This is a genomic window from Oceanotoga teriensis (genome assembly GCF_003148465.1).
In the GTDB taxonomy this organism is placed as follows: domain Bacteria; phylum Thermotogota; class Thermotogae; order Petrotogales; family Petrotogaceae; genus Oceanotoga; species Oceanotoga teriensis.
Window position 1 is genome coordinate 29,886 of the sequence record NZ_QGGI01000014.1, and the last position, 23,394, is coordinate 53,279.

At 26.8% G+C, this 23,394-nt stretch carries 21 protein-coding genes; 8 read left to right on the top strand and 13 right to left on the bottom strand.

Features of this window, described 5'->3' with window-relative positions:
• Positions 1 to 139: 139 nt before the first annotated feature.
• From C7380_RS09700 to C7380_RS09710, 3 genes are all read right to left on the bottom strand, one after another.
• Positions 140 to 493, bottom strand: a complete 354-nt coding sequence (locus C7380_RS09700) for a response regulator (protein WP_109605365.1) — start codon at positions 491 to 493, stop codon at positions 140 to 142.
• 20 nt (positions 494 to 513) lie between these two features.
• Positions 514 to 3,246, bottom strand: a complete 2,733-nt coding sequence (locus C7380_RS09705; protein ID WP_109605367.1) for an ATP-binding protein — start codon at positions 3,244 to 3,246, stop codon at positions 514 to 516.
• 90 nt (positions 3,247 to 3,336) lie between these two features.
• On the bottom strand, positions 3,337 to 3,744 hold the full coding sequence (locus C7380_RS09710) for a hypothetical protein (RefSeq protein ID WP_109605369.1): 408 nt from the start codon (positions 3,742 to 3,744) through the stop codon (positions 3,337 to 3,339).
• A 197-nt stretch (positions 3,745 to 3,941) separates the two neighbouring features.
• Between C7380_RS09710 and C7380_RS09715 the strand changes: the two genes are divergently transcribed.
• The gene (locus C7380_RS09715; protein ID WP_109605371.1) at positions 3,942 to 5,225 is read left to right on the top strand and encodes an ArsB/NhaD family transporter; all 1,284 of its coding nucleotides are present in this window, start codon (positions 3,942 to 3,944) and stop codon (positions 5,223 to 5,225) included.
• 16 nt (positions 5,226 to 5,241) lie between these two features.
• On the opposite strand, the gene C7380_RS09720 is transcribed toward C7380_RS09715, so the two are convergent.
• Positions 5,242 to 5,787: a GNAT family N-acetyltransferase gene (locus C7380_RS09720; RefSeq protein ID WP_109605373.1), complete on the bottom strand. Its 546-nt coding sequence runs from the start codon at positions 5,785 to 5,787 to the stop codon at positions 5,242 to 5,244.
• A 117-nt stretch (positions 5,788 to 5,904) separates the two neighbouring features.
• Complete coding sequence (locus C7380_RS09725) at positions 5,905 to 6,906, bottom strand: nitroreductase family protein (RefSeq protein ID WP_109605375.1); 1,002 nt, start codon at positions 6,904 to 6,906, stop codon at positions 5,905 to 5,907.
• 203 nt (positions 6,907 to 7,109) lie between these two features.
• On the opposite strand from C7380_RS09725, the gene C7380_RS09730 reads away from it, so the two are divergent.
• The 4 genes from C7380_RS09730 (at position 7,110) to rd (ending at position 10,107) form a co-directional block, all read left to right on the top strand.
• Positions 7,110 to 8,918, top strand: coding sequence for a heme NO-binding domain-containing protein (locus C7380_RS09730; protein WP_240597596.1), 1,809 nt, complete (start codon positions 7,110 to 7,112; stop codon positions 8,916 to 8,918).
• Positions 8,919 to 9,023: 105 nt separating this feature from the next.
• A complete protein-coding gene (locus C7380_RS09735) occupies positions 9,024 to 9,533 on the top strand; it encodes a rubrerythrin family protein (protein ID WP_109605379.1) in 510 nt (169 codons plus the stop codon).
• A 22-nt stretch (positions 9,534 to 9,555) separates the two neighbouring features.
• Positions 9,556 to 9,909 carry a class II SORL domain-containing protein gene (locus C7380_RS09740; protein WP_109605383.1) on the top strand — a complete coding sequence of 118 codons (354 nt, stop codon included), beginning with the start codon at positions 9,556 to 9,558 and terminating at the stop codon, positions 9,907 to 9,909.
• Positions 9,910 to 9,945: 36 nt separating this feature from the next.
• The gene (gene rd / locus C7380_RS09745) at positions 9,946 to 10,107 is read left to right on the top strand and encodes a rubredoxin (RefSeq protein WP_109605385.1); all 162 of its coding nucleotides are present in this window, start codon (positions 9,946 to 9,948) and stop codon (positions 10,105 to 10,107) included.
• A gap of 42 nt (positions 10,108 to 10,149) precedes the next feature.
• On the opposite strand, the gene C7380_RS09750 is transcribed toward rd, so the two are convergent.
• The 3 genes from C7380_RS09750 to C7380_RS09755 all read right to left on the bottom strand — a co-directional run bounded on the left by C7380_RS09750 (position 10,150) and on the right by C7380_RS09755 (position 14,858).
• A complete protein-coding gene (locus C7380_RS09750) occupies positions 10,150 to 12,615 on the bottom strand; it encodes an ATP-dependent Clp protease ATP-binding subunit (protein ID WP_206050577.1) in 2,466 nt (821 codons plus the stop codon).
• Positions 12,596 to 12,721, bottom strand: a complete 126-nt coding sequence (locus tag C7380_RS13765; protein WP_305081972.1) for a hypothetical protein — start codon at positions 12,719 to 12,721, stop codon at positions 12,596 to 12,598. Before C7380_RS13765 ends, C7380_RS09750 begins: the two co-directional genes overlap by 20 nt.
• Positions 12,722 to 12,848: 127 nt before the next feature.
• On the bottom strand, positions 12,849 to 14,858 hold the full coding sequence (locus tag C7380_RS09755) for a methyl-accepting chemotaxis protein (protein WP_109605387.1): 2,010 nt from the start codon (positions 14,856 to 14,858) through the stop codon (positions 12,849 to 12,851).
• Positions 14,859 to 14,974: 116 nt separating this feature from the next.
• Between C7380_RS09755 and pgeF the strand changes: the two genes are divergently transcribed.
• On the top strand, positions 14,975 to 15,697 hold the full coding sequence (gene pgeF / locus C7380_RS09760) for a peptidoglycan editing factor PgeF (RefSeq protein WP_158274867.1): 723 nt from the start codon (positions 14,975 to 14,977) through the stop codon (positions 15,695 to 15,697).
• 48 nt (positions 15,698 to 15,745) lie between these two features.
• On the opposite strand, the gene C7380_RS09765 is transcribed toward pgeF, so the two are convergent.
• The 3 genes from C7380_RS09765 to C7380_RS09775 all read right to left on the bottom strand — a co-directional run bounded on the left by C7380_RS09765 (position 15,746) and on the right by C7380_RS09775 (position 19,599).
• Positions 15,746 to 17,929 (bottom strand): TIM-barrel domain-containing protein, encoded by a 2,184-nt coding sequence (locus C7380_RS09765; protein WP_109605391.1) that lies wholly within the window; start codon positions 17,927 to 17,929, stop codon positions 15,746 to 15,748.
• 229 nt (positions 17,930 to 18,158) lie between these two features.
• Positions 18,159 to 18,971, bottom strand: coding sequence for a type I phosphomannose isomerase catalytic subunit (locus tag C7380_RS09770; protein ID WP_158274868.1), 813 nt, complete (start codon positions 18,969 to 18,971; stop codon positions 18,159 to 18,161).
• 34 nt (positions 18,972 to 19,005) lie between these two features.
• Positions 19,006 to 19,599, bottom strand: coding sequence for a hypothetical protein (locus C7380_RS09775; RefSeq protein WP_109605395.1), 594 nt, complete (start codon positions 19,597 to 19,599; stop codon positions 19,006 to 19,008).
• A 179-nt stretch (positions 19,600 to 19,778) separates the two neighbouring features.
• On the opposite strand from C7380_RS09775, the gene C7380_RS09780 reads away from it, so the two are divergent.
• Positions 19,779 to 20,570 carry an energy-coupling factor transporter transmembrane component T family protein gene (locus C7380_RS09780; protein ID WP_109605397.1) on the top strand — a complete coding sequence of 264 codons (792 nt, stop codon included), beginning with the start codon at positions 19,779 to 19,781 and terminating at the stop codon, positions 20,568 to 20,570.
• Between the two features lie 14 nt (positions 20,571 to 20,584).
• Positions 20,585 to 21,919: a clostripain-related cysteine peptidase gene (locus C7380_RS09785; RefSeq protein ID WP_109605400.1), complete on the top strand. Its 1,335-nt coding sequence runs from the start codon at positions 20,585 to 20,587 to the stop codon at positions 21,917 to 21,919.
• Between the two features lie 78 nt (positions 21,920 to 21,997).
• Here the strand turns inward: C7380_RS09785 and C7380_RS09790 are convergent, their stop codons facing one another.
• Positions 21,998 to 22,786, bottom strand: a complete 789-nt coding sequence (locus C7380_RS09790) for an SDR family NAD(P)-dependent oxidoreductase (RefSeq protein WP_109605402.1) — start codon at positions 22,784 to 22,786, stop codon at positions 21,998 to 22,000.
• 56 nt (positions 22,787 to 22,842) lie between these two features.
• Entirely contained in the window at positions 22,843 to 23,277 is a 435-nt protein-coding gene (locus C7380_RS09795) for an FMN-binding protein (RefSeq protein ID WP_158274869.1), read from the bottom strand.
• Positions 23,278 to 23,394 lie beyond the last annotated feature (117 nt).

Here is a 23,394-nt window from a genome sequence, read left to right on the forward strand (position 1 = left end):
TTTAGAATATAAAATATTTTATTTAATATTTTTAGTTTATTATACAATTGTTTTTATTATATTATATTTTTTTTGCAAATATATTGACAAAATTGTGCCTAAAAAGGCACAATTTTTTATTATTAAAATGTTTAATAAACTAAATCTTTAATATATTAGCTATTATATCTTTTAATTCTGTTAAATCCATAGATTTTACAACATAAGCATCTGCTGCCCAAGATGCCATCTCGCTCTTATAATGAGAATAAGCGGTCAAAAGTATTATTTTTGTTTCTGAATATTTTTTTCTTATCTCTCCGGCAAGTTCTAAACCATTCATATCCGGCATTTCTATGTCTGTACATAATAAATCTATATCTTCTTCTTTGAATATTTCTAAAGCTTTTTTTGCACTTGATGCATCTATTACATCGTATCCAGCTTCTTCAAGTTCTTCTTTTATAAGTAATCTTAAGTTATCCTCATCGTCTACAATTAATATTCTTGCCATTTTAAATCCCTCCCTAAATGTTAATTAATAGGTATTTCAAACTTGAAAACTGTTCCATCTTCATTCGATTTTACCAAATATAGTTTTCCTTTATGTTCTTCCTCTATTATTTTTTTACAAATTGGCAATCCCAAACCAGTACCATTTGTTTTTGTAGTGAAAAAAGGCATAAATAATTTTTCTTTCGCTTCTTCAGGTATGGGCTCTCCATCATTGTATATCTCAAAGTATGCTGTTTTTTGTTTTTCTATACCAGTCTTTATTCTTATATTTCCTTCATCAGAAACTACTTCTATTGCATTTTTTATTAGATTTATCAACACCTGTTTTATTCTATTTCTATCTATATCCATGTTTATTATATCTGTATTTTTCATTATTTTTAAATCTATATTTTTTTGTTCTACAAAGTCTTCATACATCATCAATACATCATCTATTAAATCATTAAAGTTTATTTTCTCAAATCTTGGCAATTTACTTCCTCTTGAATATTCAAGTATTTCTGAAACTATATCCTCAAGTCTAACGAGTTCAGAATTTATTATATCTGTATATTTCTTAACTGAATTAGGATCATCTATTTTTTTATTCATTCTTTTTAAGAATCCTCCAATAACAGTTAAAGGATTTCTTATTTCATGTGCTATTCTTGAAGTCATTTCTCCTATTGCTGCAAGTTTTTCTCTTTTTTCCATTTCTTTTTGAAGCGAAAATAACTCTGTAACATCATCCAAAAGTATTATTACCCCTTCTAAAAAACCAAGATCTGGATTTCTCAATGGTGAAAATTGTATATCAAAAACCTTTTTATCTTCTCCTATATTCAATTTATAGCTCGGATATTTTAAATTTGTTTGTTTTTCATACACCTCATCTATAGTATTTATAATATCTTCACCAAAAGTCTCTTTCATTATACTTATATTTTGTCCTATTACATTTTCTCTTGGTTTAGAAAACATTAATTCAGATTTTTGATTCCATTCTATAATCTCACCTTGTCTATCAACAACTATTATTCCAACAACAAGATTTTGGAGAATATTTTCTTTAAATCTTCTATAATAATCCATCATATTTTTTTGTTCTTCAAGAGTTTTATTTTTATGTCTTAGTTCATTATAATTTTCTATCATTTCAAAGGCTAGCCCTGTACTATCAAGAAATAATTTTATTATTTCAGAATCGAGATCGCTTATTTCATTTCTGGTAACTATATTATCCACTATAACTACACCTTTTGTTTCTGTTCTACCAGTTATCGGAAATATTAAAAATTCTTCACATTTTATTATATCGTATATATCTTCTAATTCCTCACCCTTCACCTTTAAAACATTTGGTTTAACATGAACTATTTGTCTTTTTTGAACTACTCTTTCAAGAACAGGATGACCTTTATATGCAAGAACTTTGTTTCCAACACTTTCTGTTAATTTATTTGTATCCGGCAAATTAACAGCTTCTTCTCTCAAATATTGAGATATTTCTCCATATTTAAGTGCTCTTCTATCGGCTTCTTCCCAAACTTGATGAACATTTTCAAAATTATCTGGGCCTATCCAAAGTTTTGGAACAAGAAATCCTCTTAAATTATCTTTTTCAAGATAAAGTGCTCTATTAAACCTCAAACCTCTTCCAGAAGTAAGACCTATTAACATTATTTTAATTGCCATATTTTTATCATATGTAGATCTTATAGCTTGAGAAATTTTATGTAAAGAGTTCATCTTATCAAGTTGATTGTTTTGAAGCTCTATAAGATTTTCCGTAGATTCTTTTAAACTTTTTAATTCATCATTTTCACTTTTTATTTTATTGTACAAGTTTATTCTACTAACACCTATACTCATCTTTTTTACTGTCTCTTTAAAGAAATCAAAATCAAGTTCATCAAAATTTTTATATAATCTCAATCCCGATATATTTCTGTTATAAATTCCAAATAAACCTTTTTTTTCTCCATCAACTATCAATGTCGAAAACATGGCTGATTTTAAGTCTATATCAAATATTTTTTCATAATTCAAAAAAGATTTTCTACCTATTATAAGTTTATCTGTCTTTTTAAATGCTTCATATTCTAAAGAATTTTCACATAATTCTTTTTTTAATATTTCATTTTTATCTATACCATATCCATATTTAAAAACAAGCTTTTCATCATGTAGTTCCCAATAAATAACTTTTTCAGCATGTAAAAAATCATTCAATATCTTTATATATTTAGTATATAATTGTTCTATTTCAAGTGTCTCTTGAATTAGATCTGTTATTTTTTCTATAAGTAAAACTCTTTCCCTAATTTCTTTTATGCTGAGATTTTCCATCACCATTTTTAATATTATTTCATAAGAAGAAAAGGTTTTCTCTAAAGTATCAATATTTATGTTTTCTTTAAATAATCCAACAACACCTAAAAGTTTTTCTTCTGATATCAAAGGATATATATATATATAATCTGTATTCAAAGCCTTAAGTTCATCATTTATTTTATACTTCAATAAAGATTTTTTAGAAAGTTCTTTTTCGATTTTTTCTTCTTTAGTCATTATTTTACAACCATTTATTTCTTTCTTTTCAGTTGTATTACCTATGAGTCTAAGAACCTTTCTTGAAGGCTCATAAATAAATAATAAAATATCTTCTTTTAATTTATTTTTCATCTGTTGTGAGATTTCTTCAACTATCGATTTTAACAATTTTTCAGGTTCTTCTCTAGCTATTATTCCTATTAAATTGTCCATCATAAGGTTCACCCCCCATTATATTTAATTATACCTTAATAACTTTTAAAATTAAAATATATTTATAATAAAAAAAGATGCCTTAGGGCATCTTTAAAATTCAAATCCTAAAAATAATTTAAACGGACTTATCCAAGCACCTGCTTTAAAATATCCACCAGCTACTCCCACCAATGCTCCAAGTGATATTCCATCAGTCCCAAATGTTCCAAAAGCTTTTGTTGAATATGTTCCTGCTTTTAGGACAAATCTTATATCCATGTCTTTATTATATTTGCCCACACCTATACCCATCGTAGATACAAAATCATTATCATATGCAAATGATATAATAGGTAATTCTGCTCCTGCACCAATTCCAGCAGTTTTAAAATCAGTTACAAATAATAAATCACCATTAACATTTTTTAATGTTGGCGGAACTACATTTACTCTAAGGGTAGCAGAAAATGTAAAAATAGATATAATAACCATCATAATGATCAGAATACTTTTTTTCATTTTTTTTACCTCCTCAAATATATTCATTCAATTTTATAATAATAAAATTAAATTTAAATAAAAAATCTTTAAATATATAAAATATCTTTTATTTGTAAAAAAAGGTTTTTGATGTATAATGTAATTAGTTAGAAGCTGAAATTATATTTATTAGTACTTTTTAGGCTTTTAAAACATTTTTATGCAGGAGGAATAACATGATTTCCAAGATTGTTGTGGTAGGTATTCTTTTATTGACATACTACTTTATAATTTTTGGAAAAGTCAATAAATCAGTTATTGCTTTTAGTATGGGTTTATTGGCTTTATTGATTAAAGTTTCAGATGAAATGAAAGTAGAAAACATAAGTGAGTATGTCGATTTTAATACTATAGGTATCTTAATGGGAATGATGATTCTCGTTGGAATACTTAAGAGCACGGGTGTTTTCCAAGCTATTGCAGGATATATAGTAAAATTTTCAAAGGGAAATATAAATACTATATTCATAACAACCCTTGCCACTGTCGCAGTACTATCCAGTATATTGGATAATGTAACAACATTACTTCTTTTTTCACCAGTTATACTTTTGATATGTCAGGAAGCTGAAATTAAACCTGAAGCCATAATATTTCCAATGATTTTTGCGGCAAATATAGGTGGTACGGCAACAATGATTGGTGATCCTCCTAACATATTGGTTGCAAGTGCTTCTCAAAAAAGTTTTGTAGAGTTTTTCTCGGTAATGGTTATTCCAGCAGTTTTAGCTTTTTTTATATCAACACTTTATTTTTTATTATACAATAAAGAGTTTAAAAAGGCCACTCCAGATAAATTCAAAAATCTTTTGAATATTGAGCCTAAAAAAGCTATAACAAACAAACCACTTTTGATAAAGGGAAGTATAGTTTTCTTTGCTGTAGTTGCGGGATTTTTAATTCATGAGTACCTCGATTATGAAGCAGCACTTATAGCTCTTACAGGTGGAGCAATAATGCTTTTGATATCGGGAAAATCTTTTGAAGAAGTTTCAAAAGAGATAGAATGGGATACGATTTTTTTCTTCATTGGTCTGTTCACAATAGTAAAAGCTTTAGAACTTGCTGAAGTAATTGATGATATAACTTCATTGATCTTTAACTTTTCAAGCCATCCTACACTATTAATAATATTAGTCCTTTGGATATCCGGTATATTATCTGCTTTTATAGGAGCTGTTCCAGTTGTCACAATATTTATTCCTATAGTTAAAGCATTAGTTCCAGAAATACCAAATGGTCCAGAACTTTGGTGGGCTCTTGCTTTAGGAGCTTCATTCGGTGGTAATGGAACCATTAGTGGAGCAGCATCAAATATGGTTGTGGTTGGTATGTTAGAATCAAATTTTAAAGAAAAAATTAAATTTACAGATTTCATGAAACCTGGTATGCTTGTAGCCATAATGGGTTTGACTTTATCTACAGGCTATCTTCTTTTGAGAATAAATGTTTTTAATTAAATCAGGAGCATATTTTTTACTCCTGATTATTTTTTTGTTTAAATTCACTTTTTAATATTCCCATTATTATTTCATCATTATATTTTCCATTTCTATAAATTTCTTCTCTCAATACACCTTCTTTAACAAATCCAACTTTCTCATAGCATCTTATACCTCTTTTATTAAAATCATAAACATTTAATTTGACTTTATTTATATTCATTTCATTGAAAATAAAATTCAAAAGTACATTTAAAGAGTCAGTTCCATATCCTTTATTCCAAAATTCTTTAGCTAAAAATAATCCTATTGAGGCTACAGAATTTTTCCAATCAACAGAATTTACACCTATTCCACCCATATATTCTCCAGTTTCTAAATTTTCAATGGCCATACTGTAAGTTCCATCCCCTTTTGGATTTAAACGCTCATACCATTTAAGTTCATCTTCATATTTTAATGGAAATGGAATAGATGGATCTAAATATTGTTTCACTTCAAAATCATTAATACTTTTTAAAGCATTTTTCACATCATCTTTGTTATAAGCCCTCAATATAACTTTATCTCCCTTAAGCATATTTGCACCTCCTAATATTATAGATCTCTTAAAATATAAATATTTTAATATTAACACAAAAAAAAAGAAGTTTCAACTATTATTAATATTGAAACTTCTTTTTATATCAAAAACTATTTAATTCCATTTGAGTATATCATCTAATTCTTTTCTTATCCTCGGTCCATTTTCTACTTCAATATGTTTTTCAGTTAAATATTCACCTGCACCAGGATATCCAACAGCTATAACAGTTATCAAAACAGACTCATCATCGATATTTAAAAATTTTTTTAATTTTTCAGATTTATATCCTGCAACCGGATGAGCTATTATCCCCATTTTTGTTGCTTGTAACAATAGATTAGCAACAGACATTCCAGTATCAAACAAAAAATAATCTCGTGAATCATTTAATGCACAATCATCTTCTTTTTTTGAATATACTGCTATCAAAGCCGATGAATATTTCATCCAGTAATTCCCATCTGGTATGTATTCAAAAGATTTTTTTAATTTTTCATCAGAATTTATAACATGATATCTCCAAGGTTGATTATTAAAACACGATGGAGCTTTAGTGGCAGCTTCTATAATTTTTTTGATCTCTAAATCGCTAACTTTTTTTATAGAGAAAGATCTTTTAGCCCTTCTAAACTCTATATTGTTATCGATAGAAAAATCATCAAATACAATATTTTCTATCTTTTCGTACAATTTGTCAACAAAAATTGGATTTGTATCTTCACAAACATCTCTCAATCTTACCCATCTATCCAAAATATAAGCTTTTCTCTGTACAGAATCTCTTTCAATGACATTAAAAAGATTTGAAATCTCAAGATTTTTATCAGAAATAAATGTTATATCTAAATCATTTTCATCTCTCAAACCTGCCAAATACTCTTCAGTATCGGGTGTGACAATGATTAAATTCACATCAAATCCTTCAATTCCGGAAATCTTATTGTATTTAATATGTTGCTGTGATATTTGGAGAACTTCTTCCGAATATTCTCCTGGAAGATGTTTTGGGTAAAATATTAAAATAGTATAATTCCCTTTTAAATCATCTTTACTTAAAATATTTCTTCTATCATCAATACCTTTAAAATAAGGAACTTCTTCATACTTTTTCATATTTTTTACCTCCCCTCAGAATAAAATTATATCATTTTATTACATCATATTCAAATTTTAGAAAAAATTATTATTTTTTTTATATAATATAATAATTATTAATAAAATTAAGTTATAATAAAAATGATATTATTCATAATAAAAATGATGTAAAATATATCATATGGATGTGAAAAAACTGGAGGTGTATTTTTTTGAAAGGTATGGTCGTGAGCACCTGGTTGGAAACCTGGCGAAAATTATATGGTGATAATACTGTAAATAATGTTATGAATGAAGTTGGAATGAATAAAGATAAAATATTTACTCCCATAGAAGAAGTAGAGGATAAAGATGTTTATAAGATGGTTGATTCTATATCTAAGAAAACTGGTCATAGTAAAAAAGATATATTAAAAACCATGGGTAAAAAAAATATTTATACATTTCATAGTTATTATCCAAACTTTTTTAAGAGAGAAGGAGTACTTGCCTTTTTATCTTCTATGAATGATGTACACAAATCTTTAACAAAAAGGATAAAAGGAGCCAAACCACCGAGAATTGACTTTGAAATAGTAAATAATAAACAAGCAATAATTACTTATTCTTCATTTAGAGATATGAGATATTACTTCTTAGGTCTTTTAGAGGGCTCTGCTGAATATTTTAATGATGCCATCGAATACGATATTATAGAAGATATATCAAATGATAAAAATTATTCTATAAAAGTTAAAGTTAAAGCTCAAAAAGAATTTGCTCAAATAACTAAGTTAAAATTATTCTCAATTTTAGGACTTGGTATTTTAAAAAGATTCGTGACTAGTTCTGTCTTTTTGATATTTTTAACAACATTTATATTTTCTATAATTTTTGGAAATATTATGAATAATAATATAATTTCAGCATTATTGACGGCAATTCTTAGTGGAACCTCTTTTGCATTTTTAGGCGTTTACTTTAAAAAAGGTCTTAGAACAACTAATTCAAGTATAGAAAATATGAAAAAAAATAAATTTGATACTCCTGTATTGGTAAAAGGTGAAAAAGAATTAGAAAATCAAACAAAACAACTCGAAGATTTAAGAATAAGTTTGAGTGGCCTTTTTATAGATCTCGTTGGAGATATAGAAGAAATAGAAATCTTCACTTCAAAAGTTGGAGACAAAGCATCTGAAATGAAAGAACTTTCCGATTCTATGGGTGATCTCGTTGAACAAGTTGCGGATGGTTCTGTACAAATAAGTACAGATGCTGAAGAAATATCTAATGTGGTTGAATCAAATGTAAATTCAATAAACAATATAATTCAAAGAGAAAACTCTATGGTAAATGAATTAGAAAATGCTGTAAATCAAATAAATAATTCTTCAAAAATGGTTGAATCTTCTTCAGATGGAATAGAAAAAATGTCTTATAGATTCAATGATCTTGTAAAAAATAGTAAAAATTTAGAAAATGATGCCCATGAAATAATGAATGTAGTTCAAACAGTTACATCTATAGCCGATCAAACAGATCTTTTAGCTTTAAATGCTGCGATAGAAGCAGCTCGTGCCGGTGAAGCGGGAAGAGGATTCTCTGTAGTTGCCGAAGAAATAAGACAATTAGCAGAAAGCTCTAAAAATGCAGCTTCTCAAATAAGTAATATACTTGGAAAAATATCTTCAGGAATAGATTCTCTTAATAAAAATGTTGAAAATGAATACAATATAATGACTGAAGAAGCTAAAAAACTAAAAGATAGCTCTTCTACAAATTTGAGTTCTTCAAATAATATAAAGAAAATCTCTTCTGAAATAGAAAATGTTTTAACTGAATTGAAAACAGAAGGAGAAAAATTAACAGGTTTAACCGCAAGTGTTCAAAACTTACTTGCAATTTCAGAAGAAGGCTCTGCAACGGCAGAAGAAATATCTTCTTCAGTAAGAGAATTCATAAGAAATCTAAAAGGTATACTCGATGATCTTGAAAAAACCAATGCTTTTATAAAAGGATTCAAGAAAAATTTCGAAAAAATAAACTTCTAAATGTTAATTTCAACCTTTTGAAATAAATTCTTCAAAAATAAATGTTATAATTAACAAGACGATTGAATTTTAATTATATCATAATAGACAAGGGGGAATTTCAAAATGGTTAAAAGAGAAATGACAAGACAATTCTTAGAGGATGCTTTTTGTGGAGAATCAAAAGCACATATGAAATATTTAATTTTTGCAGAAGAAGCCGAAAGAAAAGGTTTAAAAAATTTAGCCAGAATGTGGAAAGCTATTGCATATGCAGAATTTACTCATGCAAGAAATCATTTTAAAGCTTTAGGTTATATAGGCTCTACAGATGAAAATCTTCAAAGTTCTTATGATGGAGAACATTTTGAAATAGAAGAAATGTATCCTGTATATAATAACTCTGCTGAATTCCAAACTGAACCAGAAGCTGTTAGAACAACTCATTTTGCTCTTGAAGCTGAAAAGATTCATGAAAAAATGTATAAAGATGCACAAGAAAAAACTAAAGATGGAAATGATATAGAAGATTCAAAATTCTATATATGCAATGTTTGTGGTTATACAACTGAAGATGAAGTACCTGAAAAATGTCCTGTATGTGGTGCTTCTAAAGAGATGTTTAAAGAGTTTTAATCAATCAAAAGGGGGAATTAAAATGTTAGGTGATATCATAAAAAAAGATGACTTCAAAAATGAAAAACATGTTCCAGTAATAGAATGTCCCGATAAAGTTAAAGCTGGAGAAGAATTCATGGTAGAAGTTCAAGTTGGAAAAGAAATAGCACATCCAAATACAGTTGAACATCATATTGCATGGATAGACTTATTTATTCATTATGATGGAGATCCTAATACAGTAAATCTTGGAAGATTTGAATTTGGTGCTGTTGTTGGACAACCTCATGTAAAGCATGTTATAAAATTAGACAAACCTGGTAAATTAATAGCTCTTTCTTATTGTAATATTCATGGTCTTTGGGAAAGTTCAAAAGAAATAGTGGTAGAATAATATAAAATAAATATTCCTTAAAAGGAGTGGATACCTATGAAAAAGTACAGATGTATAATTTGTGGATACATTTATGACCCTGCTGAAGGAGATCCAGATAATGGAGTAAATCCAGGCACATCTTTTGATGATATTCCAGAAGATTGGGTATGCCCTTTATGTGGTGCTTCTAAAGAAGATTTTGAAGTAGTAGAATAAATATAATAAAATGTGGAGATTATTTATCTCCACATTATTTTATTATGATCTTTCTGATATTTCTTTTTTTGTTTTTATATCTCCACCTGTTTTTCTTAAATTCAATTTATCTTCTATTAACTCTACCATCACAGAATCTCCTTCTTTTACTTCCTCATTTATTATTTGATTTGCAAGAGGAGTTTCAATATACTTCTCAATAACTCTTCTCAAAGGTCTCGCACCAAATAATGGATCATACCCTTTTTCAGAAAGAGCTTTTTTAGCCGGTTCTGTAACTTCTATTTTAATTTTTTTCTCATTTAACCTTTTTTCAAGTTTTAAAATCATTATATCAACTATACTCTTCATATCATTTAATGTTAATGGTTTAAATACAACTATATCATCAAGTCTATTAACAAATTCTGGTCTAAAAGCTTTTTTCACTTTATCCATAACTTGATCTTTCATATCTTGATACTGTTCTTCACTGTCTTCACTTATAAACCCTAAAGTTCTTTTAGTCTTTGTAATCCTTTCAGATCCTAAATTAGAAGTCATTATTATTATTGTATTGGCAAAATTTACAGTTCTTCCTTGAGAATCAGTAAGTCTACCATCATCCATTATTTGAAGTAAAATATTAAAAATATCTGGATGTGCTTTTTCAATCTCATCAAGAAGTATCACGGAATAAGGTCTTCTCCTAACTCTTTCCGTTAATTGTCCACCTTCTTCATAACCAACATAACCAGGAGCAGCTCCTATTAATCTTGAAACAGAATATTTTTCCATATATTCACTCATATCTATTCTTATCATAGAATTTTCATCACCAAATAAATATTCTGCAATTGATTTTGCCAATTCTGTTTTACCTACTCCTGTTGGTCCAAGAAACAAAAAACTTCCTGTAGGTCTTCTTGGATCTTTTAGCCCTGCCCTTGATTTTCTTATAGTTTGCGAAATAACATTAACAGCTTCATCTTGTCCAACCATTCTTTTATGTATCTCCATCTCAAGATTTATTAATTTTTTTCTTTCATCTGATAACATTTTCGTAACAGGAATTCCCGTCCACTGTTGAACAACATAAGCTATAGTTTCTTTATCTACTATATTATGAATAGAATCTTCTTCTTTTTTTACATTTTTCATAGCATTTTCAAGCTCTTTTTGTACATCAAAATAATCGGCTTTCTTTTTTGCCGCTTCTTCATATTTTTCTTCAAATGTTAATTGATTTATTTCATCTTCGAGCCTTAACATTTTTTTCTCTATCTCTCTTACTTCTGTAGGTTTTGTAGTATTTTTTAATTTCACTTTAGCCGATGCTTCATCTATTAAATCTATAGCTTTATCTGGTAAAAATCTATCTGTTATATACCTTTGAGAAAGTTTAACAGCTGATTCAACAGCATCATCAGTTATTTCAACACCATGATGTTTTTCATAACTCAATTTCAATCCTTTTAAAATTTGTATAGAATCCTCTACAGTAGGTTCTCCAACATCTATAGGTTGAAATCTTCTTGAAAGAGCTTTATCTTTTTCAACATGTTTTCTATATTCTTCCATGGTTGTAGCACCAATAATTTTAAGTTCACCTCTTGCTAAAGAAGGTTTTAAAATATTTGCAGCATCCATTGTATTTCCCTCAGTAGCACCTGCTCCCATTATGGTGTGTAACTCATCTATAAAAAGAATTACTTGATCTTTCATCTTTCTTGCTTTATCTATAACTGATTTTAATCTTTCTTCAAAATCACCTCTAAATTTAGTTCCTGCGAGCAAACCTGCCATATCGAGTTCAAGAAGTTTTTTATCTTTCAAATAATAAGGGGCTTCTTCATCCACAATTAATTGAGCTAAACCTTCAACAATAGCTGTTTTTCCAACACCTGCATCCCCTACAAGAACTGGATTATTTTTATTTTTTCTCGATAATATTTCAACCATTCTCTGAATTTCATTTTCTCTTCCTATAACAGGACTTAATTTACCTTTTTTAGCTTCTTGTGTAAGATCTATAGTAAATTTTTTTAGAGGATCTATTTCTGCATTTTCATACTCATCCGAACCTTCTTCTATATATTGAGTTAATATTTTTCTTATCTTTTTTTCATCAGTATAAGCTTTAAGTATCTTGGCAGCAAAAGAATTTTTTTCAAGATATATACCAAGAACAAGACCCAATAAAGTTATTTTCTTTAACTTATAAGCTCTTATTTCTTTTTTTGCTATTTCAATAGCATTTGTAAGATTATTGGATAAAAAAATTCCATTCTGATTTCCAGAATAAAATACTCCAATATCTTGTTCAAGATTATTGTTCAAGTCTTTTTTTAATGCTTCTATCTCATTATTTTCAAATAAAGCATTAATTCCTTCATCATTCATATCGGCTATAGAAAGCATCAAATGTTCTGGCTTCACTATATTACCACCAGAAGATGTCAACATTATCTGTGCATCTTGCAAAGCATTTAAAGCTTTTTCTGTAAAATCATTTGGATTCATTCTCATTTATCTCTTCACCTCCAATAGTAAATATGTTTTCATAATAATTTTCAAATAACTCTTCATAAGGATCAAAAAATATATTTTCAATACTTTCTTTTTTTAAATTCATATAAACACCTCCAGCGTTTAATCAATTGTTACATTTATTTGCTAATAATATTATAAAAAATATAAGGGAAAATCCCTTATATTAATTATATCAAAAAAACAAAGAAGAGTCAAAACTCTTCTTTGTTTTATATGTTAAATTTTTTAATGATATTTATTAATCCTTTAGAAAGTTCCGTTAATCTATCTGCCGATTCGCTTAGAGTTAATGCTGATTTAGATTCTTGTTCTATTCCCTGATTTAATTCTTCTATTTGTTCTTTAATATCAGTCAATCTTTCAGATGATTTTTCCATAAGCCCTGTTATTTCCTCTGTTGAAGCACTTTGCTCCTGTATTGTTGCTGTCGTATTTTCTATACCAGTATTCATTTCTTTTACCTGTTGAAGTATATGTGAAAATTTAGTTGAACCAGTTGTTATTTTTTCGCCTGTATTAACTATAAGATTTACAACCTCTTCTACAGAATTATTAACTTCACCCGTTTTTCCTTGAACATTTTTCAAAATTTTATCTATATCAGAAGTAGCTTTTTTAGAATCATCTGCTAATTTTCTTATTTCATCTGCAACTACAGCAAATCCTTTTCCTGCTTCTCCTGCACGAGCAGCTTCTATTGCTGCATTTAAAGATAATAAACTCGTTTGTTCTGTTATTGAATTTATAGTATCTACTATCTTCAAAATATTTTCCGACATTTCTTTTAGTTCATTAACCGTTATTTGACTCACAGTAGCTTTTTCTACAACATTATTCATTTCTATCATTATTTGATTCATTGTTTTCACACCATCTGCAGCTGAATTTTCAGTTATGTTAGATGCATTAGATAAATTTTGAGAATTCTCTGATAAATTTTGTGATGAAATAGATATCTCTTCAATTCCAGAAACAAGTTCAGAAAATAGATCATTTATCTCTTCTACAAAATTTTTTATATCTTCTGATTTTGTAGAAAGTTCTTCTGTGGTTGCCGATGTTTCTTCTGCTAAACTCGCAAGATCATGTGAAGATTCATCAACTGTTTTTGCAGATTTGTCTATTTCAATTATTGTTTTTCTTAAATTATTTCCCATATTATTTAAACTTTTATTCATTTTTCCTATTTCATCATTAGATAAAATATTAAACTTCGTATTCAAATTACCATTTCCAAATTCTTGAATTTTTTCATTCATACTTTTAAGAGGTCTTTTTATAAATAATAATATCAACATTGCTGAAAAAATTGAAAATGTTATATTTATTATTATTATCCATTTTACCTTTGAGATAGTTGAATTATTATCCTTTATTAAGGTTGTTCCAAGTATTTTTTGTTCTTTCATGAGTGTATCTTCAACAGTTTTTATATTTTCATATATTTTTAATCCTATTTTATCCATTTCATTTATGATAAATTGTTCATCATACATAATACCTATTAATTCTCCAAGGTAACCTTCATAATTTTCTTTATCTTTTATTAAATCATTTAAAATACTTTTGATATTTAAATCTTGATTTTTCTGTATAAGATTTATACTATCATCAGCATATACAAAATTTTCATATATTCCATCAACATATTTCTCATCATTATAATAAAGATATTTATAAAGAGAAAGCCTTGCATTCGATAAAAAATCAAGTGTCTTAAATCCAGCTGTCAATTTTTGTTCATCCATCTTATCTACATAATTTAAATATCTCCAAGAAGAATCATAAATAGACTTTCCACTTTTATCAAGATTACTGATTATAGAATTTTTATTTTTCTTATAATCTTGTATAGTCTGAAAATGATTATTGTATAAATTTAGTTGATCATTGATTTCATTATAAGTGTGAGTAGAATTAAAAGTTATATTTATCTCTTCTAAATATTCTTTCATTTGAGAATAAAATATGTTAAAATTTTCAATAGATATTTCATTTTCATCTTTTATATAATCTTTGACTTGAATTCTCAAATTCTGAAAATTGTTTTCTATTTCAGAAAAAGCTGAATATTCATTGCTGAGTTTTTCATAACTTTCAAAACCTTCATTCGATTTGATCAAACTTTTTATACTAAAAAAACTGGAAAAAATTAAGAATACTATTATAACTATAAAACCAAATACAATTTTTAAACTTAAATTATTAAGTTTTTTCATAAAAACACCTCCATAATATCCCCAAAATACTAATATATAATATAGTCCATTATACCTTAATACATATTATAAGTGAAGTTTTAAAAGTTATGTTATACTTAGTTAAGATGGAGGTGATGAAAATATTTAAAGAATCTATGATCAAAGGTAAAAGATATCTTTATATCGAAGAGTTTGAAAAATTAAATATTTTTACATTTTTTTCAACTATAGATTTTGATTTTTCTTCTAAAAATAGATCTTCAAATTTGAATTTTATTAAAAATACATTTAAAATAAACATGATTTCTTCATCAGACCAAACACATTCGGATAATATAAAAATAATAGAAAACTCTGAAGAAATAGTAAAAAATACAGATGCTCTTATAACAAATAAATCAAATATCTATTTGTTTACATTACATGCTGATTGTACACCTATTTATATTTTAGATAAAAAAAATAGAATTGTAGCTCTTATTCATTCAGGATGGAGAGGTACTCATAAAAAAATTCTCGAAAAAACTTTAAAAAAAATGTTATATTCTTTTAATTCAAAACCAGAAGATATAATAGTTGCCTTCGGACCTTCTATAAGAAAAGATAGTTTTGAAGTGGATTATGATGTATATAAATTATTTAAAGAAAAATTCAAAAATGATATATATTATGAAAAAAGAGATAATAAATATTTAATAGATTTACCAAAAATAAATACAGATATCGCTAAAAAATTTGGTGTATCTCAAATTATAGATTCAAATATATGTACATATGAAGATAAAAGATTTTATTCTTTTAGAAAAACACATGGAAACGAAAAAATGGGAGCTATAATAGGAATTAAAAATCATTAATAAAAAACCTGATTTCATAAATAGAAATCAGGTTTTTTATATTTATTTTTATTTTAAAGATAGTGTTTGATTAAATCTATTTCCAAATTCATCATAAATCTCAAGTTTGATCTCTTTTAAAAGAGGTATATAATCTTCAGATGTATCTATTTCAGCTTCAACCTCATATTCTCCCTCTTTTTTAGAAACATTTACTGATATTTCGGCATAATTACCTTTTTTATATTCATTAGTAACACCATCATCTTCATAATATGTATAAGATCCTTTATCAGTTATAAGTCCTGTTAAAATTATTTTTTCAATATTTTTTTCACCAACATATTTTGTAGGTTCACTTAAAACTATCATGTGATTTTCTCTTATAAAAACAGGAATTTCTTTTAAATCTGCTTCTATATAATAATCACCATTTTGTAAAACTTTCATACTCCTATTTGAATAATTCGAAGCTATCCAAACAAGCCACTTATCTTCTGGCAAATGAACATATCTTCCCCTTGAATTTGGGGTATAAATTGGTGCTACCATAAGTGATTCACCATACATATATTGATCTTCTATTTGTTTAACCCTATCATTATCGAATTCTAAAAATAAAGGTCTTATGAATGGGGTTAAGTCTTCAACAGATTTCATATATTCTGAATATGAATAAGGTAAAAAAGCATATCTCAATTTAATTATATCTGTTAAAATATCTTCTGTTTTACTATCAAAAGACCATGGTTCTTGATTTCTTGTACCAAGAGCAGCATGATTTCTATATAATGGTGTAAATGCTCCCAATTGCATCCATCTTATAACAAGTTCAGGATTTGAATTACATCCAAATCCTCCCACATCTGCCCCAGTGTAAAAGAACCCCGATAAATTAAGAGACTGAATCATCCTTATATGAACAAGCATATGTTCCCACCAAGAGTGATTGTCTCCTGTCCATATAGTAGCATATCTATGATGTCCTGTATAAGAACTCCTTGATAACAAGAAGTATCTATAATCAGGAATCAATTTATCAAATCCTTGGACTGTAGCTCTGGTCATATTAAATCCATATAAATTGTGAACATCATCATGATTAATTTTATTTCCAGAATCATCAATATGGTAAAATGACTTATAATCTTCCCTTGAATTGGACATTGCAAGCATTTTATCTTTTGCAAGAAATGCATTTATTCCCATATTGACATCATTTTTCATATTTTCTGCCGCTTTAACAACATTATTAAAGCTTCTCAAAGTATAGAATATAGCTGGTTCATTCATATCATTCCAAAAAGAATAGATACCAAGATCTGTAAAAATTCCATATTTTTTACCCCACCAATTTCTTGTTTCATTGTTTAAAAAATCCGGAAAATGTGTAAGACCTGGCCAAACAGCAGTGACAAAATCGTTTCCATCTTTATTTTTACAAAAATAATTTTGTTTTACACCTTCCTCATAAATAGAATATTCTTTTTCTATCTTTACTCCTGGATCTATAATCGGTACTAAATTGAAACCTTCTTCTTTTAAATCTTTTACCATCTTTTCAAATTCTGGGAATTTTTTTCTATCAATTGTAAACACTTTATAATTTTCCATATAATCTATATCCATATAAATTGCATCACAAGGAATTCCCTTACTTCTAAATTTATTGGCTATATCTTTTATAGTTTTTTCATCTGGATAACTCCATCTACATTGTTGATATCCCCAAGCCCATTTTGGTGGAACAAAAGGTTTTCCTGTTAAAGTTAAATATTCTTTTATTATTTCATTTTTATCTTCTTCATCAAATATATAAAGTTCAAAATCTTTTGATTTTATCTCTATTTTAATTTCATTTATATTTTCATATCCTATATCAAATATTATTTCTCCTGGATAATCTATTAAAAGTCCAAATTTTTCTTTACCATCTACTATTATAAAAGGATGAGAACCATAAAGAGCTTCTTTTTCAGGAGTGTGATTTGGATCATCTGTTGCATACATTCTATATTTTCTACCTCTTTTATTTAAAGAACCTAAATTTTCACCAAGACCAAAAATATAATCATTTTCATTCATTTTATATTTTAAAAATGTACTTTCTCCTTCATTATATATATCAAAATACATCAATTTAGAATTATCATCATAAAGAAACTCTTCTTTATTGATAATAACAGCCTCCGTTTCAAATGGATTACCAAATCTGTAGAATTCAGTAAAATTAAGAATTGTAGAATGTTTCATAATAATTCCTCCTTCATAAATAGTTTTATAATTTTTTATTAATTCCAAAAACTTTTACACTTTTATTATTATGATATCAATGAAATATTTTTATTTTATTAACTTTGAAAAATGTTTTTATCAATATTTTTTGGAATCGCTTTCTTATTTATTTAAAAAATTAAATAAAAATGCCTTCAAAGCAGATTCTTATTTTTTTAATTTCTTTTTCCACTTTGAAGGCTTAATTTTATATTATACCTTTCCAACCATTCATATTTATTTTATACTCAACCCATTCACCTTCAAAATAATACTTTACTTTATCATCGAGATAAATAGTTTTATAATCTTTTAATGATACATATATACCTTTACCAATTTTTTCTTCATTTTTAAATTTATTAAATGAAAAATATTTAGTTTCCATACCATTTGTACTTCTATTAACACAATAAGAAGTTTTCACATTTTTCAAAACCTCTTTAGATTTTTCTACATGTATTTCTCTTGGTCTACCCCAATCATAAAGTCTATAAGTTATATCAGAACTTTGTTGTATTTCAAGTATTGTACAATTTGGACCTAATGTATGAACAGTACCCGCAGGAATAAAAATTGTATCAAACTTATTAAATTCAATTTCTTCAAGACATTTATCCCAAGAATTATCTTTAAATGAATTCATAACTCCTTCATTATCATTTGAGACTTTTATTTTTCCACCATCTTTCAAAAAATACCAAGCTTCAGACTTACCTATACTTTGATTTTCAAGTTTCTCTGCAAAATCATCATCTGGATGAACCTGAACAGATAACCATGATGAAGTAGATATTAATTTCAACAGCAATGGAAAATCTTTGATTATATCCGTTGATTTATAAGTTTTACCTGTTTCAACTCCTTTTAAGGTAGTTTCCATACCTTCAACAACAGAAAAAAGCCAAACTTCACCAACTGGATTTTCTCCTAAGTTATGCTTAAAAACTTCATTTAAATCTTTATTCCCCCAAACTTTTTCAGAAAGAACAGGTTTACAAATTAAAGGTTCATTGATCACAAAAAATCGCCTCCATAAATAGCTTATTTAGAACTTAATAATTTATTAAAAAATAATTATAATCCTCTTCTATATTTTTAAGTTCATTCAATATTTTTCTTTCATATTCGGTAGATCCTCCATTATAATGATAATATACTTTATTTTCATATTTATTTCTCAAATAATTCAAGTATAAAATAGCTGTTAAAATTTGTATATCAGCTCTCTCTTCTACATAAGACCATTTCCATGGCAAATTAATAAAATCTAATTCATAAAAAAGATCACTATAAATACTTTTCACAAACCAATAAGTTGATTCTTGAATTTGAAAATAACCAAGACTATCGCCTTCATCTCCGATTATATTTCTAAATCTCGTTTCAACGTGTCCAATAGCTAAAATATCAAAAATAGATACATTATTATAAATATCTGGATATTCTTTTTTTATTTTATATATTATATTCATAAAATCTATTATAATTAATTCAGAAACATCATAATTATTCTCAAGATAAATCTTAAAGAAATCCATTTGTTTTACATATGTAATTTTTTTATCATTTTCTATTACAATATAAGAAAAAAGAGTTATTACAAACATTATTATAATTATCAAAAAGATATTTTTGATTTTATTCATAACAACACTCCAAAAATTGTTCTCATATATTAATTATATCATCATATAATTTTTGATAAAATAAAATATCGAAACTCAAAATAATAATTAATTCTTGTTAAATTAATTTTTTGGTTAAAGATTTATATTATAATTAAATTTGTCTGCAATTAAATATATAATTGAAAGGTTGGGAATAAATGTTTATAGATAATGTAGCTTTAGGAAGATATGTAGAAAAAAACTCTTTAATGCATAAGCTCGATCCAAGAGCTAAACTACTTGGTTTATTTGTTCTTGCAGGATTCGCTTTTTCAATAAATAGTGCTATAGATATAATTGTAATGAGTGTTTATACGATAATATTGATGCTTTTATCAAAACTGAGCTTAACCTATTATGCAAAATCTTTAAAATCTATATGGTTTATAGTGGTTTTTGCCTTTATAATTCAACTTTTTTCAGTAGATGGAGATATAATTTTTAAATTGGGATTTATAAAATTAACTGATAAAGGTCTGTTCAATGCAACTATAATAACTTTTAGAATATTATTTGCTATAATGCTTTCGAGTGTTTTAACTTTAACTACATCACCAACATCTCTCGCACATGCTATGGAAGATGTTTTAAGATGGCTCTTTGTACCTAAATCATTTGCACATGAACTCTCAATGGTAATGACTATTGCCATAAGATTTATACCTGTTATGGCTTCTGAAGCTGATAGAATCATAAAAGCTCAATTGAGTAGAGGTGCAAATTTTGATGATAGAAAATTTTCTGGAAAAGTTAAAGGAGCAGTTTCAATAATTATTCCTTTATTAGTATCAGCTTTAAGAAGAGCTGAAGAATTAAGTGTTGCAATGGAAGCAAGAGGTTATTCTGGTTGGGAAGGAAGAACAAGATACAAAAAATTTGAATGGGAAATAATAGACACTCTTTTTACACTCTCATTTATTCTAATTGGAGTAACGATTATAATAATTTAATCCAGAGGTGAAAAATGAAAAAAATTATATTTTTTATATTGATTATTTCTACCATTTTATTGTTAAACTCTTGCATAAGCAAACCAAAAGATGGCTCTTTATTAAAAAACAAATTAATATATGGAAATTTTGATAAAGAATTGATATTTTCCGAAAATATTTCCAAAATCACCATAGATGGTCAAACTATAATAAATCAAGATAAAAATAATAGAATAATAATATCAAAAGATTTTTTTAAAAATTCTGATAACTCAATAAAAATAAAATATGAAACAATATACGGTAGAATTTACGAAGAAAATATTCCAATTATTCATCCAGACTTGCAAATATTTTTTTATGCTGGTGGCGAAACAAGTGGTGGATCACTTGGAAATTTCATACCAAATGATATACAAGAGATGAAAGATGGCATAATAAAATCTTCAAAAATAATTTCAATAAACATAGTAGCTGACTACAATGATAGCCCAGATAAAATCATAAGTATTAATAATGTAAATGGATTAATCTCACAAACAATAAACTTTCCTCAAGAATATGGATTAGATGAAGAATTAAAAGTTTCAGACCCAGAAACATTAAATTTTTTTATGGATGAACTAATAGATAAAAATAATTCCTCTAAATTATTTATGATATTATGGAATCATGGAAGCGGTTGGATTGGAGAAGGAACAAAAAGATACCATTATTTAAATAATAATTATTCATCAAAATCAATAATAATAGAAGATAATGCAAATTATTTGAGAATAAATGAGTTAAAAAATTTATTATATTTATTTAACTCAAAATACAATAAAATTCCAGATATAATAGGATTTGATGCCTGTAATATGTCAATGATAGAGATAATATATGAATTATCAGATTATACAGATTATTTGGTGAGCTCTGTGAATTTAATTCCTGGAACTGGCTGGAATTATAAATTTTTATCAAAATATGATGATAACATTGACGTTTTATTACAAAATCTGGTACAATATTATAAAGAGACCTATGAAAATAAAGATAATATTCCTTATAAAACTTCATTGACAGCTTTAAAAACAAATGGTTTAAAGTTAGAATTGGACAATTTTTTTAAAAATTATGTTTCATCTTCATCTGATAAAGAATTCAAAACTTATTACACATTTGGAAATTATAATTCCATAAAGAATACAGATATAAATCAAACTGGATTTAAAATAGAAGATTATATATTATCTTCTTATGTTGAAGATAATCCTAATTTATCTGGAATTGGACTTGCATTGAAAGTTCCATCCTCTTACAAAGAGGATTATGAAGCTTTAACATTCTATAAAAATAAATTGTGGAACCCTGTATTTGAATAGATATATTCAAGCTGGTTCGACTCACCTTGATTCATCCTTCATCATATGGCGTATCTACTAATGTAGATATGCCATTAATTATTTTTTCATATCTTCTTTTTGTATACTCTTAGCTATCTTTGCAGCAAAACTACTACTAACAAACCTTGTAGAAAAAACACTGCATTTATTTAAAAAGCCAGGAATAATTCTTTTCTTTCCCTTAAAAAGACACTTTATAGCATATTTTGCAACCTTTTCAGCACTCATGACTCCTTTTCCTTTAAAAAGATTAGATCTATTCATTCCTGCTCTTTCTTTAAATCCAGTATTCACAGGACCTGGGCAAAGAGAAGAAACGGTTATTCCATACTGTTTTGATTCATTTGAAATAGCTTGTGTAAAAGACTCAACATAAGCTTTTGATGCATAGTAAACAGACATGAGAGGTCCAGGCTGAAAAGCTGCTATAGAAGATACGTTTAATATTTTACCATTTCTTTTTTCAATCATATCTTTTAAAAATAACTTAGTTAACATGGTCAAAGCCATAATATTTAAATTTATTTGTGAAAGATCTGTATCTAAATCAATAGAATGAAATTCTCCAAAGCTTGCAAAGCCCGCATTATTAATAAGTATTTCAACATTTATTTCTTCAATGTTACAAAAAGAATATATATCTTTTATAGATTCTATATCGGTCAAATCTTTGGATAAAATTAAAACTTTTATATTATTTTTCTTTTCAATTTTATTCTTAATATCATTGAGCTTCTCAAAGTTTCTTGCAATTAAAAGTAAATTAAAACCCATTTCAGCAAAAATATAAGCCATTTCTTTTCCTATCCCATTTGAAGCTCCCGTTATCAAAACAAAATTTTCCATAAAATCTCACCTCAAAAATAAAAAAAGCCTCTATTAGAGGCTTTTTCTAAATATAATTACTTTAAATTAACTGTTATTGTTTGGCCTAATTTTCCATCTTCTAAAATAGCCTTAACTAATTTAACAAAATTATGTGTTGCATGTGTAGCTCCAGAAACAATATCCACTTTATCTGGATTTTGTTCTTTTAACAATTGCATAGCAAGATCTGTATAAAATTTTGAAGGATAAGTTCCAGTTTTAGGTTCCATATTTGCTCTATAGCCTTCATCATTTGACTTTAATTTTCCATCTGCACTAACTTCATCAGCAACGACTTTAACTATTTTTCCATTATCGATTTCAAGCATAACAAATGCTGTATAACCATAACTTGCTTCAGATGCCTGTGCACCATAAATACCATCTTTCAAATTTATCTTTGCAGCAAAAGCTGATACAACAACTAATAAAAGCACTAAAAATACACTAAATACTCTTTTTGATGTCATACTGTGACCTCCCCATATAAGTTTGTGAAAAAACATTTCTTATTCAGATACATTATATCATAAATAAAAAAAATTTTAAAGATTAATGAAAGAAACTTTGAACCAATTATACCTATA

Coding starts and splice junctions, on each gene's coding strand:
- C7380_RS09700 (WP_109605365.1), bottom strand. CDS start 493: ATGGCAAGAATATTAATTGTAGACGATGAGGATAACTTAAGATTACTT.
- C7380_RS09705 (WP_109605367.1), bottom strand. CDS start 3,246: ATGATGGACAATTTAATAGGAATAATAGCTAGAGAAGAACCTGAAAAA.
- C7380_RS09710 (WP_109605369.1), bottom strand. CDS start 3,744: ATGAAAAAAAGTATTCTGATCATTATGATGGTTATTATATCTATTTTT.
- C7380_RS09715 (WP_109605371.1), top strand. CDS start 3,942: ATGATTTCCAAGATTGTTGTGGTAGGTATTCTTTTATTGACATACTAC.
- C7380_RS09720 (WP_109605373.1), bottom strand. CDS start 5,787: ATGCTTAAGGGAGATAAAGTTATATTGAGGGCTTATAACAAAGATGAT.
- C7380_RS09725 (WP_109605375.1), bottom strand. CDS start 6,906: ATGAAAAAGTATGAAGAAGTTCCTTATTTTAAAGGTATTGATGATAGA.
- C7380_RS09730 (WP_240597596.1), top strand. CDS start 7,110: ATGGTCGTGAGCACCTGGTTGGAAACCTGGCGAAAATTATATGGTGAT.
- C7380_RS09735 (WP_109605379.1), top strand. CDS start 9,024: ATGGTTAAAAGAGAAATGACAAGACAATTCTTAGAGGATGCTTTTTGT.
- C7380_RS09740 (WP_109605383.1), top strand. CDS start 9,556: ATGTTAGGTGATATCATAAAAAAAGATGACTTCAAAAATGAAAAACAT.
- rd (WP_109605385.1), top strand. CDS start 9,946: ATGAAAAAGTACAGATGTATAATTTGTGGATACATTTATGACCCTGCT.
- C7380_RS09750 (WP_206050577.1), bottom strand. CDS start 12,615: ATGAGAATGAATCCAAATGATTTTACAGAAAAAGCTTTAAATGCTTTG.
- C7380_RS13765 (WP_305081972.1), bottom strand. CDS start 12,721: ATGAATTTAAAAAAAGAAAGTATTGAAAATATATTTTTTGATCCTTAT.
- C7380_RS09755 (WP_109605387.1), bottom strand. CDS start 14,858: ATGAAAAAACTTAATAATTTAAGTTTAAAAATTGTATTTGGTTTTATA.
- pgeF (WP_158274867.1), top strand. CDS start 14,975: ATGAAAATATTTAAAGAATCTATGATCAAAGGTAAAAGATATCTTTAT.
- C7380_RS09765 (WP_109605391.1), bottom strand. CDS start 17,929: ATGAAACATTCTACAATTCTTAATTTTACTGAATTCTACAGATTTGGT.
- C7380_RS09775 (WP_109605395.1), bottom strand. CDS start 19,599: ATGAATAAAATCAAAAATATCTTTTTGATAATTATAATAATGTTTGTA.
- C7380_RS09780 (WP_109605397.1), top strand. CDS start 19,779: ATGTTTATAGATAATGTAGCTTTAGGAAGATATGTAGAAAAAAACTCT.
- C7380_RS09785 (WP_109605400.1), top strand. CDS start 20,585: ATGAAAAAAATTATATTTTTTATATTGATTATTTCTACCATTTTATTG.
- C7380_RS09790 (WP_109605402.1), bottom strand. CDS start 22,786: ATGGAAAATTTTGTTTTGATAACGGGAGCTTCAAATGGGATAGGAAAA.
- C7380_RS09795 (WP_158274869.1), bottom strand. CDS start 23,277: ATGACATCAAAAAGAGTATTTAGTGTATTTTTAGTGCTTTTATTAGTT.